Genomic DNA, 12,909 nt, shown 5'->3' with positions numbered 1-12,909 from the left:
CGCGCAATCTGCCTGTAGAACACATCGATTGTCCGAATTCCGCTCCTTGCGTAGAACTCACCCCAAGCCTTGACCGCTGCTCGTCCGGTCGGATCCGGTACGCGCATGACGTGACAGCCGGGCCGGAATCGGGCCATCGCGCCTGCTGTATGCAACCCGCGGACCCTGCCTGAATGCGCGCTTGTCAGGCTGCCCCCAAAGGAACGTAGATTGATCCGAGTTGATCGTCAGGGGGAGCCATGGCAGGGCGGGATCTTCGAACGCTGTTCAGCTCAAACGACCGGAGTATCGCCGCCAGTGAGGCGTTCACGAACCGGCAGGCGCAGTGGCAGGCGGTGACAGCCGGCCTCGCTGATCACATACGGCGTCTGACCAGTTCTGACTTCGACGTGGAGGACTTGGAAAGCCCCCGCACCAACATCATCGTGTTCCACGGTGTGGGCGGGATCGGCAAGTCAACGCTCTCCCGCAAGATCGAGGCGTCGCTCGCCCACAGTGAGCACCGCCCAGTGCAGTGGGAAGCGTCATTCCACGAGGAAAGGATCCTGCCGGTCCGCATCGACCTTGCGCAGGCCGCGGGCATGGACTTCGAACGGGTCATCCTCACCATCCGCCTTGCAGTCGCCACGCTCGGTCGACCGATGCCCGCCTTCGACCTCGCCCTGCGCCGCTACTGGGAGCACAACCACCCAGGTGAACCGATCGAGGATTATCTGCGCAGGGGCGGGCTGCTGAGCCGCTTCAGCGCCGCTGCCGCTCTGCCGCAGCAGATGCAGTCCGCCCTCGGCGACGTCGCCCAGGCACTGCTCCTGCCCGGCACCGTCGGCAGCGCGCTCGGACACGGGGGCGGGGCACTCATCAAAGCGTTACGCGAGCGGCGCCAGTCCGTACGCGCGCTCGCCGGCTGCTCCCGCCTGGCCGACCTGCTGGAAGCCGAACCCGACCTGGAAACCCTCAGCTTCTACCCACACCTGCTCGCCTGGGACCTGGCCCAACTCCCAGCCGACAAGGGCGCACTACTTGTGGTCCTGATGGACACCTTCGAGGACACCGGCGACCGAACCCACCGTGACTTCGAGCGTCTTCTCCAGCGCATCGTGTGGCTGATGCCCAACGCGTTCTTCGTCGTCACCGGACGCAACCGCCTCCAGTGGGCAGAGAGCAGCTTGGAAGGGCAACTCGACTGGACTGGTCCGAATGCGTGGCCCGGGCTCGCCTCCGACACGCCCCATACCCGGTCAGGGGTATCCGGCGGCCACATCCTGATCGGCGACTTCTCCCCGGAAGACTGCGAGGACTACCTGTCCCGCAGGCTCAGCCGCAACGGGCAGCCGCTGATCGACGAACCGGTCCGCCGGATCATCGCCGAGCGCTCCCACGGGCTTCCTCTGTATCTGGACCTGTCGGTCATGCGGTACCTGGAGCTTCGGCGCAGCGGCAGACAGCCGCAGGTCGCGGATTTCGACCACGACTTTCCCGCCCTGATCGCCCGTACTCTCAGAGACCTGACCGCCGAGGAACGCCACGTACTCCGCTCGGTCAGCCTGCTCAGCGCGTTCTCCGTGCCCCTGGCCACCCAGGCCGCCGGTATGCAGCACGATGCCCCTGCCCTACGGTTGACCGAGCGCCCCTTCATCCGGAAGTCCCCCTCCGGTGTGTGGCCCTTCCATGTCCACGACCTCATCCGCGCTGCCATTCGCAATACGGACGACGCCAGTGACGACCGCTGGTCGGAGCACGACTGGCAGCGCGCGGCCCAACGCGCTTTCCAAGCGCTGGAATCGCAGTGGCGCCAGGACCTGCGACGCGACCGCGCCGTCCTGGTGGGATGCCTCCAGCAAGGGCTGCTCCTCGCACGGGACTTCCATCTCGATCTCGGCTGGCTCGGCGATGCGGCATTCCAGTACGTAGGGGACTCGATCTGGGAACCGCTGGTGCTCCCCGCCGCCGACGCCACGTCGTCGGGGGGCGTGCGGACTGCTGCGGATGCCTTGGTGGAAACGCTCAGTGCCATCGCCCGGCGCCAGCACGAACACCGTGAACGCACAGTCAGTCGGCTCTCCGCCGTCCTCGCATCGGGGTTGCTCCCTGATGAACTGGTCGAACTGGCCACGTATTACCAGGCGAAGGCCCAGCGGGACCTCGGGTTGACCGACGATTCCCGCCGCGGCATGCAGCGTGTCGCGTCCGCCGGCGGTCGGCTCGCTTCCGCCGCTCGACGGGGTCTGGCGCACCTGAGCCGAGTGTCCGGAGATTTCCCAGCAGCGGTGGAGGCCGCCGGGAGGCTGGGCTGGGCTGGGCGGCACCATCGGGTGCTGGGGGACGTCTGGTGGGTGCAGGGAGACATGGAGCGGGCGGCAGCCGCGTATCTGGCGGCCCGGAGTGAGGCCGAAGAACACGGTGTGGTCGGCGAGACCGCCGTGGCCCAGGCACATCTCGCCTTCGCCGTGTCCTTCGTCGACCCGCTTCGGGCCGATGACGAACTCGATCTCGCGGACCGTCTGCTGTCGCCCTTGAGTCTGCGCTCCAACGAGATGACCGCTCACATCGCCATGCTCGTGCGCGATGCAGGATTCGCCGTAGACCTGCCCGACCGGGCGGCCATCCAACTCGCAGAAATCGGCGTCTCCGGCATCTCCTACGCCGCAGCCAAACTGCAACTGGCCCTGTGCTTCCACCACGCGGTCCTTGACGCCCAGGACAGCCTCGCGGCTAACATCGACCGCTTGCGCGGGCTCACACAAAACGGCTACTACGCCTACTACGTCGAAATCGCGCACTTCATGGGCGACCTCCCACTCCCCCCGAACACCGAACGAGCACGGTGGATCGACGGGGAACGACAGACCCGGGAACGATGGCGCAACATAGTACTGGGACGCCGCGATCAGGTCGGTAGGGCTCGTTGAGCCGCAGTACACGATCTGCTGTTGCCAGGAGATTGCCCGGCTCTCCACAAGGCACCCGCGCACCACGCTTCCATCCATGGGCGGGGCGATCTGTATCCGTGATGGGACTTGCGGGCGGAACACCACCGAGGCGGCGGCACTGCCCGACTAGCCAAGCACAAATTCGCCGACGCAACGCGTCATGCGGACACGGCAGGATTGCCGCCACACCACCTCATTGGGAGAAATCTGGGAGATGATCTTCCCCCAGAGCCCACGCGAGCCCACTCCACACCAACCCAGACCAAGGCTCCGACCTGCACGTTTACCCACACACGCAGGTGTCGATCTTGCCCGAACCTCATTCGGGACGAAGAGGTCGTGGGTTCAAATCCCGCCACCCCGACAGCCAAAACAGCAGGTCAGGCAGGTACTGGATTCAGTACCTGCCTGACCTGTTTCTGCGTGCGTGTCTATCTGCGTGACTAACGCTTCCCGCGGGTCTACGACCGCCGCTCTTGCGTGCCGAAGATGCCGTCCATGACCACCGCGCCGGTCTGGATCACGGGCCGGATCTGCTTCCGGTAGACCTCCTCGGTCACGGCCGTCCCGGAGTGCCCGACAAGCCGGGAGATCTCCTCCAGCGGGACGCCCCGGTCGGACAGCAGGGGCACGCAGCTGTGCCGCAGCTCCCTCGGCGTCCACTCGTCCGCGTTGCGAGGCCGTGTTCCTCCCACTTGTCCTCAGCGGCGAGCGATCCCAGCCCTGATCCTCGAAATGCTGCCAGAGAGCTTCGACGCAGCGCGCCGGCAAAGCGAGGGTGCGCCAGGACTTCCGGGTCTTGGTGTCCCCGTCGCGCCGGACCGAGCGCCACACCGCGATGTGCGGAGGCTGTGGCGGGTCGGCGTCCGGCTCCCCCTTCAGCTGTACGCGTACATCGAGGTTCGAGGGACGCCCCGCTTGGCCCTGGGGGACCGAGCACAACTCGACGACGTTCCGCTTCACCTTGTCCCGAGCCATAGCCCGCTTGACCGAGCGATTCAGGCACGAGTGGATGGACCGGAGGGTGCGCGTGCTGAGCGTCTTCGCCCTGGCAGCAAGCCAGCGATCTACATCTTCCGCGCTCAGGTCGCGGAGCTTGCGAGCGCCTAGCAATCCCCTCGCAGCGTGGAGACAATCTGTGCGGCCAGTTCCTCGGCGAGGGTGGCTCGGTGAGTGGATGTCCTCGGCCGCCTTCCCCGGGTAGGTCACCAGGGTCTTGCGTTGTTTCCTACTTCCGCGGATCGCTGTTGGCGTCGCGCAGTGCGCGCATCGTCTCGGTGAGCTTGCGGAATCCGTCGGGTCCGAGGGGGGCGAGCACTCGGGTGCTCAGGATCTCCGTCGCTGCCTGGGAGATCGCCTGGGCGGTGTGCTGCCCCTCGTCGGTCAGTTCGAGATAGGTGACGCGTCGGTCGTCCTCGCATGCCACGCGCCGGGCCAGGGCGTCGGCACACAGGCGGTCGGCGAGTTTGGTGAATCCGCCGCTGGACATGCCGGCCTCGTGCGCCAGACGGGTCATCGGCATCCGGTGGCCGGGGGCGGTGAGCAGACGGAGCAGGACGCCGGCGGGTCCTCGGCCGACGTTGAAGCGCTCGGCCAGCTCGCTGACGAGCGCCTCGTTGGTGGCGTGGAAACCCTCCACCACGTCCCTCCACCCGTCGAGCAGGTCCTGATCGACGCTGCGGCCGTTGTCCCGGCCGTGGCCATCCTCGACCGGGGACGGCGGTGCCGCGCTCTGCGGGCCCGTCGCTTTGTTCTCCATGGGATGTGTCAACGTCCTGGCGGCGCGGATGTTCCCCCGGGGCTCAGCGTGCGGGTGGTCGTCCGAGGAGGACGCGGGTCATCAGCCCGCTTGACACGCCCAGGGCGACGGCTGCGGCTGTCCACCATGGTGCCCAGGGAAGCAGCCCGAGGGTTTGGTCGGCCGACCAACGGCCGGGTCCGGTGAGCGTCAGCGCGGCCGGCACGATCACCAGGACGAGCGGGTACTCGTAGCCGTTGTTCTGCACCCAGAGCCCGTTCCGCCACTTCACGGTGATCGCGACGGTCATGACCCCCGCGGCGATGATGGCCGCCAGGGGGGTGAACGCGCCCGCGCCCAGCAGCAGACCCGCGGCGATCTGCCCGAGGCCCGCGGCGGCGGCGGTGACCCGGCCGCCGCGGAACCCGTCTGCCCGGAACTCCGCCGCTCCGCCCTCGATCCCGTCTCCCCCGAGGCGGTGGCTGACCTTCTGGATGCCGTGTCCGGCGAACAGCAGGCCGATGACCAGTCGCAGGACGAGCAGTCCGGTGTCCATCATGTTCTCCTCGTCAATGGACCGGGGGAGCGGCGGTGAGTTCCGCGCCTCACAACACGAAGCAGGTGTCGAAGATCTCGGTCGGGGCTTCGGGGGTGAAGCCCCGTTGCGCGCGCCACTGCCGGTGCTGTTCGGACTCGGCGACGGCCTGGCCGAGCAGTTCGGCCTGCCGTGCGCCCGAGATGCTGGGCTTCACGGTGGCCTGGTAGCCCCCGTAGTGGGCGACCGGGCTCCATGCCGGGGTGATCGCCGGCATCGCCTCGTCCAGGCCCTCGTATTCGGCCGCGGCGTAGACGATGCGGCCGCCGGTGACGGTGAGGAGGGACTCGATGTGCGGGATGTCCTGCTCCGGGACGGTGAAGAAGTCGTCGGAGAGGATGGCGAGGTCGCCATAGAAACCGGGCTTGAGGATGCCCTTGACGTCCTGCTCTCCGGTCAGCTTGGCGCCGGCCTGGGTGTACATGGCCAGGGCGGTCTCCCGGCTGACGCGGTTTTCCGGCGGATAGATCGTCAGGTCGCCGACGGTCCGGCCGGTGACCAGCCAGTGCAGTGCGACCCACGGGTTGTAGGAGGACACCCGGGTGGCGTCCGTGCCGGCGCCGACGATCAGGCCGCGGTCCAGCATGGCGCGCACCGGCGGAGCCTCCGCGGCGGCTCCGGCGCCGTAGCGGCGTACGAATGCCTCGCCCTGGAAGGACATGCGGTTCTGGACCGACATGGCGCCGCCGAGCGCGGCGATGCGGTCGAGGCTGTCGCGGGAGACGGTCTCCGCGTGGTCGAACAGCCAGCGGTTGCCGGCGGGGAACAGGCCCTCGGCGGCGAGTTTCTCGAAGACGGCGAGGTCGCGGCGGATCGTCTCGTCGTAGGTGGCGTGGAGGCGGAAGCCCCAGCCGTTCTCCATCAGGAGCCGCACGGCCTTCTCGAAGCTTGCCTCGTAGTCCGCGGCCAGTTCGGGCCGGGGCTCGGTGAAGTTCTCGAAGTCGGCCGCCGCCCACGTCAGGTTCTCTCCGGCGCCGTTGAGGCGGAGCCATTCGTCGCCGTCTTCGGGGCGGACCATGTCGATCCAGCGTCGCAGGTCGTCGATCTCCTGTCCCGCGGTCTGCGGGAAGAGGTGGTAGGCGATACGCAGCGACAGCTGGCTGTCCTTGGCGAGGTCGATGACGGTGCTGTAGTTGTCGGGGAAGTTCTGGAACCCCCCGGCGGCGTCGATGGCCGAGGTGAGGCCGAACCGGTTCAGCTCGCGGAAGAAGTGGCGGGTGGAGGTCTTCAGTTCCTCACCGTGCAGGGTCGGTGCCGCGGCGAGGGTGGAGTAGAGGATCAGGGCGCTGGGCGCGGCCAGCAGCATGCCGGTCGGTTCCCCGTCTCGGCCTCGCACCAGCTGACCGCCCTGGGGGTCGGGGGTGTTCTTGGTGTAGCCGGCCGCCTTCAGTGCCGCTCGGTTCATCAGCGCGGACTGGTACAGGTGCAGCACGAAGACCGGGGTGTCCGGCGCGGCGGCATTCAGCTCGGCCACGGTGGGCAGCCGCTTCTCGGCGAACTGGTCCGCCGACCATCCGCCGACCACCCTGACCCATTGGCCCTTGGGGGTGCGGGCGGCCTGCTCGCGCAGCATCGCCAACGCCTGACGCAGCGTGGGAACACCGTCCCAGCGCAGCTCCAGGACGTAGTTCAAGCCGCCGCGGATCACGTGCACATGGGAGTCGTTGAGGCCGGGGATGACCCGGCGGCCCAACGCGTCGACCACTCGGGTCCGGGTGCTGATCAGTGGGGCGACGTCCGCGTCGTCACCGACCACGGTGACCTTGCCGTCTTTGATGGCGACGGCACTGGCCTGCGGGTTCGCCGGGTCACCGGTGTAGATCTTGGCGTTGCGGACCACGACGTCGGCGACGTGGTCGGCGTTGACGGGGGGAAGGCCTGCCACAGGCATGGTGGCCATGGGAATCATCTCCGGTAGGGAATTCCGGCAGGGAATGTGGAGAGAGGGGGTGAGGGGTGGGGCGGCCGGTGGGCACGCGGCGGGGAGGGACGTCCGCGCGGTCGGCTCAGTCGGAGGACGAGCCGCGCGGCACGGCCAGGGCGGCGACCGCGGTGCCCAGCGCGCCGGCCAGCAGGGGCCAGCCCAGTCCCGTGTGCCGCACGAGCAGAGCTCCGCCGAGCGCACCTGCCAGCATCGCCAGCACGGAGGCCAGCCGGCGGCCCACACGCGGATTGGTTCCGCCGGCCGGAGTCGAGTCGGATGCCAGTCCGGTCAGCGTGAGCGTCAGCACCGTCGTGGTCACATCCGGTACGGCGAGTTTGCGCACCGTCCCGTTGCGCAGGCCCATGGCCAGTGCGATCAGGGCGATGAGCGTGTAGACCGCATGGCTCGTGGTGAAGGCGACGACTGCGGACGTGGCCAGCAGCACCGTTTCAAGGGCCAGGATCGAGCGCAGCCGACTGCCCGGAGTCCGGGTGCGCATGACGGTTCCCAGCCGGCCGGCGATCACCGCTCCGGCCAGGAAGGCGGCCAGCGACACCAGCGAGCCGAGCACCGAGAAGCCGGGGGCGCCGGCGGCGGCGAAGCCGATGATGACGACGTTGCCGGTCATGTTCGCGGTGAAGACATGCCCCAGGCCCAGGTAGCTGATCGCGTCGATGAGGCCGCTCACCGCTGTCGCGGTCATGAGGGCCGCCAGGAGCGGCTCGCGAGGGGCCGGCGGATGGTTGAGGTTCACGGTCGTTTCCATGCTCGCGACCCGTATGCGGCCGCCTGCTCGGTCTTGAGCGCGGTCCGCCACCGGGTCAACCCTGGGTTGGCCGCGGTGAGGTGACGGACCGTGATGGGTGGTATTGCGAGATCTGCCTCCGCGCCGCCGGCGTCACCGGACGCCGTGGGCGGGAGGCCGGCGGTTGGCTGGGGCCGGCCCGGACGCGTTGGTCTCGGGCCGGCACCAGGTCGGTGGGTCAGCCTGCGGCGTGGGCGCCGATGACGGACTGGGCGTAGACGACTCCCAGGCCGTAGGCGCCGCCGTGCTCCTTGACGATGTCCATGACGGCGCCGTAGGTCTCACCGCGGGCCCAGTCGCGCTGCAGTTCGAGCAGGACCTGGATCCAGGTCACCGGCACGGCGCCGGCGCTGATCATGCGCTGGAGGGCGTGTTCATGGGCCTGCGGGGTGACACCGCCGGACGCGTCGGCGACCACGTAGACCTCGTAGCCCTGTCCGAGGGCGGACAGCACCGGAAGCACGAGGCACACCTCGGTCCACAGACCCGAGATGACGATCTTCCTGCGGCCGGTGGCCTTGATCGCCTCGACGAGAGCGTTGTCCTCCCAGGCGTTCATCGTGGTGCGGTCGATGATCTCCTGGCCCGGGAAGACCTCGGCCAGCTGCGGCAGGATCGGGCCGGAGAAGGATTCGGCGGCCACGGTGGTCAGGACCACCGGGACGTTGAACGCCTTGGCCGCCTTGGCCAGGCCCACGGTCGCGTTGATGATCGCGGTGCGGTCGCCGCTGCCGGTCCCGAAGAACATCTGCGGCTGGTGGTCGACGAACAGCATCACCGAGTTGTCCGGGGTCAGGAGGTCCGGGCTGGGCGCGGCCTTGACGTTGGCGATGTTGAACATGACGGGTTCCTTCTTGTCTTCAGTTGCAACCAGGGGGGCGGCCGTCGGTCGGCCGAACATACGTTCGATAAGCCGCTGGAAGCGACTCTTGGGTGCCGACATGGCGGCCTCCTTCGGGATGTCGTCCCGGGCGGTGGTCCGTCCGGTGGGGACGCCCGTATCAATTAATCTTGCTCGCAAGATATTTCCTGGAAAGAGATGCAGTTCGGAGTGGCGTCCGTCACACTGACGAAGGCCTGCCTCGGGGGGCTCCGGTGAGCGAGGCCGCGCGCCGTCGTGCACGGCAGAGCCGAGCGTGCGTTCGGGGTGGCGGGGCCGTCCGGACCGGCGCCGCCGGCATCCAAGAGCGGTCGACCGAGCGGGGCGCGGGGCGGGCACGGCGGGGTGGCGGCCTGGAAGCGGCGCACGAGGACGCGGTCACGGAACACCGGCACGCGAACGCTCCCCTTTTCGTGATCTCCAGTTTCCATGACCTTGATTACCGGAATTCCAATTCTCTCTTCCGGTCGGGGAGAAACGATCAATAAATCACTTTCCTCTCCCTCGACTCAGGACGCGCTGATACAATCCCGAGCATGTCGCTGCAACGGGGGCGTCTGGTCTGGGCGTTAGGTCTTTTCGGGGGCATGTTCCTCTTGATCTATTTCCCTGCGGACGATCATTTCTTTCGCTCGGTGATCGACTTATTCGTGCTGGCGGCCGCGGGGACGTTGTTCCTGGCGATACGCACGGTGGTATACGGGTCCCCGGGGCCATTGGGGCCCGAATCGGCCGGGGTTGCCGAGCCGGCCGAGGGTGGTGGCACAACGGCTGCGGCTGGGGCGGACGGGCTCCTCGTGGTGCGGCAGCCGAACCCCGTCAGCGCGTCCCCGCCCGCTCCCCGGGTCCCGGTCCCCACCTCCGTGCCGCGCTTCGGGGCCGGGTCGAAGGCGCAGCGCTTCCCGTGGTTGCTGCCCCGGCGCCCCGCCTCCTCCGGTGTCGCCGCCGACGAGGCACGGCTCGGCGACCTCGCCGTACGCGCCGCCTCGCTCGTCGGCCCGGGACACCGCTGCCAGGAGCCGGCCACCGCCCGCCAGGACGCGTACCGCCTGGCCAGGGACGCGAGCGGCGACCATCTCCTGCTGGCCGTCGCCGACGGCGTCTCCAGCAGCAGCCACGCCGAACTCGGAGCCGCCGTCGCGGCGAGCACGGCCATCAGCTACCTCAGACGCCGACTCGACGGCCCCGGGGCGCGGTTGTCGGCGGCCGAACTCTTCGAGGAGGCCGCCGTCGCGATGCGGCACGAGGCGGCACGCCGCGAAATCGCCCCCACCGACGTCTGCGCCGTCCTGTTCGTCGCCGTGATCCCCGCCCGCCCGACGGTCGCGACGGGTGAACGCACCCTGTGGGCCGCCTGGCTCGGGGACTGCTCCCTGTGGCGGCTCGACGAGCGGCGCTGGCGCCACACCCTCGGCGACCGCAAGAGCGCCGAGGGCGGCTACGACTCCAACGCCGTCGCCCACACCCTCCCCGCGGACCCGCACATGGCCCAGGAGAGCCGGCTCGCACTGCGGCCCGGCGATGTCGTGTCGGTGGTGTCCGACGGGGTCGGCGACGGACTCGCCGCCCTCGACGAACTCAACGCCTGCCTGGCGGACCGCTGGCAGCAGCCGATGCCCGTCACCTCATACCTCGACGACATCGGCTACGACACCGAACGCTTCCTGGACGACCGTACGTCGGTGACCGTCTGGGTCGCGCCCGACGCTCGCGCCTTGCCGGCCGCCCCGCACGCCGGCCACACCGGCGGGGAGCCGTCGTGACCGCCGGTCCGGCGCAGCGGCCCCTGCCCCCGGTCACCTCGTTGACCGCGCTGGGCGCCCTCGGCGAACAGATCGCGACGAACAACGGCCAGAGTTCCGCCGTGACCCGCGTGACCGGCCACGGCACCGGACCCGACCTGCTGTTCAAGCGCTACAAGAAGCCACTCGCCGACGCCGACGCCCGACGGCTGGACCGGCTCGTGGCGTTCGGCCGTTCCGAGGCCGCCGCCGGGCGTCCGGCCCGCGAGGTCCTGCTGCGCCACACCTCCTGGCCAGTCGCGCGCGTCGAGGACGACTCCTCCGCGACCGTCGGCTGCCTGATCCCGATGGCGCCGGACGGCTTCCGTACGCCCGTCGGCGGATTCCGTGAGATCGACACGCTGGCCCGCTCCGACGAGCGGTTCAAACGCAACGGCACCCCGCCGACCCCCGAGCAGCGGATCACCGCCTGCCGCTGTCTCGTCGGCATCGCCGCCGCCCTGGAGCAGCGCAGGTTCGTCTACTCCGACTGGAACTACGCCAACGCCTTCTGGAACCCGGCCGACTACTCCATCTACCTGATCGACATGGACGGCTGCGCCGAGGGCTCGGGCGCCGACATCTGCCAGCCCGGCTGGGAGGACCCGCTGGCCCGGCCCCCCAGTTCGGTGCTGCTCGCCGTGCTGAACGACGGTCCGGCGGTCCGGTTCCCCGTCGTCCGCTCCGAGCTGCCGAAGCGGCCCGCCACCCGGCAGGACCCCACGCCGCAGGCGCACAGCACCCCCGTGAGCAACGCGGTCCCCGGCCGTCCCGCGAGCAAGGCGAAGGCGGGTGGTCCCGCGCCCGATCCCAAAAAGCCGTCCTCGGACATGGGCTGGGCCGCCGTGGCGGTATTCGTCGCCTTCATCCTGGTCCTGCTCATTCTGGCGAGCGCCCGCCACTGAAGCCCGTTCCGACCGGACACGAACCGAGGCGGCCTCGCCGCCGCACATTCGAACAGCGGAAGAGGAACCACATGAACGACCACGAGGACGCCGTGCCCGGCCACGGCACCGGCGCCTACCACTTACGGCAGAAATGCCTGCCGACCTATCTCGTGATCGACGCCTCGGCTTCGATGCAGCCCCACCAGCACACGCTCAACCGGACCCTCACCCAGCTGCACGCCACCATTTCCGAAAGTCCGCGCGTCTCGGAATTCGCGCACATGTCGCTCATCGCCTTCTCCAGCGACGCGCATCTGATCATCGAGATGACCGACCTCGACCGCATTCAGGCCATGCCGGAGATCGTGTGCAACGGGCGCACGAACTATTCCGCCGCCTTCGATCTCGTCCGCAGCCGCATCGAAACGGACGTCGACGACCTGCGCGGCATGGGCATGGCCGTACTGCGCCCGGTGGTGTTCCTCCTCACCGACGGCGCCCCGACCGACGCGCGCTGGCACGACGCGTTCCGGCAGCTCGTCGACCGGTCCTGGCCGCGCCACCCGCACGTCATCAGCTACGGCTTCGGCGCCGCCAACCCCGACGTGCTCAGCAAGGTGGCGACCAAGGCGGCCTTCCTCGCGGACGCCGGTACCGACCAGGACCAGGCGCTGCTGGAGGCGCTGGGCAGCCTGCTCAACTCGCTGGTCGCCTCCTCCCGCGCGGGCGAGATGCAAATCCCCCGCTCCGCCCCCGGCTTCGTCGCGCAGCCGGTCAGCCCGGAGTACCTGACCGTCCCCACCGAGTACATGGACTGACCTCCGTGGCCCGCACGCCACGCCAGATGCCGGCCCCGCGGCGCCCGGCACCCCCTACCGCCCGGACCACAAGGAGCGACCGTGTCCGCCCGCCCCACCCTCCGGCAGCACGACCGGCTGCTGCTCACCGTCACGGGCCTGGTGGCGGCGGCCGTACTGCTGCGCCTGATGTCCCCGGACGGCGGCGCCGACGCGAAACCCACCTCGCCGATCACCCACTCCACGCACCGTCCCGCGCACTCCTCGTCGCCGACCGGCTCCACGCCTCCCCGGACGCACTCCCCCCTGCCCAGCAGCCCCACGCACCAGCCGACACCCGGCATGTCACCCACGCGTCAGCCGACATCCAGCACGCCACCCACCCTCCCGCCGGACCAGCGGACGCCGGGCGCACCGCGCTCACCGTCCGGGTTCCAGACGTCCGGCACCGGGCAGCAGTCCCCGGCTTCGTCGCCGCCCGGTCACCGGACACCCTCCTGGGGCTGACCCCACCCCAGCACCGCACCCCGCCCCAGCACCGCACGCCGTCCCGCGTCCCGAGCGGAGGCAGA

Annotated in this window: 10 protein-coding genes and 1 pseudogene; 5 read left to right on the top strand and 6 right to left on the bottom strand. The window is 69.4% G+C overall.

Features of this window, described 5'->3' with window-relative positions; translation table 11 throughout:
• Positions 1-239: 239 nt before the first annotated feature.
• Complete coding sequence (locus AB0927_RS22045) at positions 240-2,909, top strand: ATP/GTP-binding protein (protein WP_366669369.1); 2,670 nt, start codon at positions 240-242, stop codon at positions 2,907-2,909.
• A gap of 482 nt (positions 2,910-3,391) precedes the next feature.
• Here the strand turns inward: AB0927_RS22045 and AB0927_RS22040 are convergent.
• The 6 genes and pseudogenes from AB0927_RS22040 to AB0927_RS22015 all read right to left on the bottom strand — a co-directional run.
• Positions 3,392-4,040 (bottom strand): annotated as a pseudogene (locus tag AB0927_RS22040) (site-specific integrase); the annotation flags it as partial.
• 118 nt (positions 4,041-4,158) lie between these two features.
• On the bottom strand, positions 4,159-4,689 hold the full coding sequence (locus AB0927_RS22035; protein WP_366669368.1) for a MarR family transcriptional regulator: 531 nt from the start codon (positions 4,687-4,689) through the stop codon (positions 4,159-4,161).
• Between the two features lie 43 nt (positions 4,690-4,732).
• Positions 4,733-5,224, bottom strand: coding sequence for a DoxX family protein (locus AB0927_RS22030; RefSeq protein WP_366669401.1), 492 nt, complete (start codon positions 5,222-5,224; stop codon positions 4,733-4,735).
• 49 nt (positions 5,225-5,273) lie between these two features.
• Positions 5,274-7,163 (bottom strand): amidohydrolase, encoded by a 1,890-nt coding sequence (locus AB0927_RS22025; RefSeq protein ID WP_366669367.1) that lies wholly within the window; start codon positions 7,161-7,163, stop codon positions 5,274-5,276.
• A 106-nt stretch (positions 7,164-7,269) separates the two neighbouring features.
• Complete coding sequence (locus AB0927_RS22020; RefSeq protein WP_366669366.1) at positions 7,270-7,953, bottom strand: YoaK family protein; 684 nt, start codon at positions 7,951-7,953, stop codon at positions 7,270-7,272.
• Between the two features lie 217 nt (positions 7,954-8,170).
• Positions 8,171-8,833 (bottom strand): hydrolase, encoded by a 663-nt coding sequence (locus AB0927_RS22015; protein ID WP_366669365.1) that lies wholly within the window; start codon positions 8,831-8,833, stop codon positions 8,171-8,173.
• Positions 8,834-9,669: 836 nt separating this feature from the next.
• Between AB0927_RS22015 and AB0927_RS22010 the strand changes: the two genes are divergently transcribed.
• From AB0927_RS22010 to AB0927_RS21995, 4 genes are all read left to right on the top strand, one after another.
• Complete coding sequence (locus AB0927_RS22010; protein ID WP_366669364.1) at positions 9,670-10,635, top strand: protein phosphatase 2C domain-containing protein; 966 nt, start codon at positions 9,670-9,672, stop codon at positions 10,633-10,635.
• The gene (locus AB0927_RS22005) at positions 10,632-11,558 is read left to right on the top strand and encodes a hypothetical protein (RefSeq protein ID WP_366669363.1); all 927 of its coding nucleotides are present in this window, start codon (positions 10,632-10,634) and stop codon (positions 11,556-11,558) included. The genes AB0927_RS22010 and AB0927_RS22005 overlap by 4 nt, the downstream gene beginning before the upstream one ends.
• A gap of 71 nt (positions 11,559-11,629) precedes the next feature.
• A complete protein-coding gene (locus AB0927_RS22000) occupies positions 11,630-12,358 on the top strand; it encodes a VWA domain-containing protein (protein ID WP_366669362.1) in 729 nt (242 codons plus the stop codon).
• 81 nt (positions 12,359-12,439) lie between these two features.
• Positions 12,440-12,844 carry a hypothetical protein gene (locus AB0927_RS21995; protein WP_366669361.1) on the top strand — a complete coding sequence of 135 codons (405 nt, stop codon included), beginning with the start codon at positions 12,440-12,442 and terminating at the stop codon, positions 12,842-12,844.
• Positions 12,845-12,909: the final 65 nt, after the last annotated feature.

Source organism: Streptomyces sp. NPDC048106, from assembly GCF_040706415.1.
GTDB lineage: Bacteria > Actinomycetota > Actinomycetes > Streptomycetales > Streptomycetaceae > Streptomyces.
The sequence above is the reverse complement of the archived record's forward strand: the minus strand, read 5'-3'. Positions and strand labels throughout refer to the sequence as shown.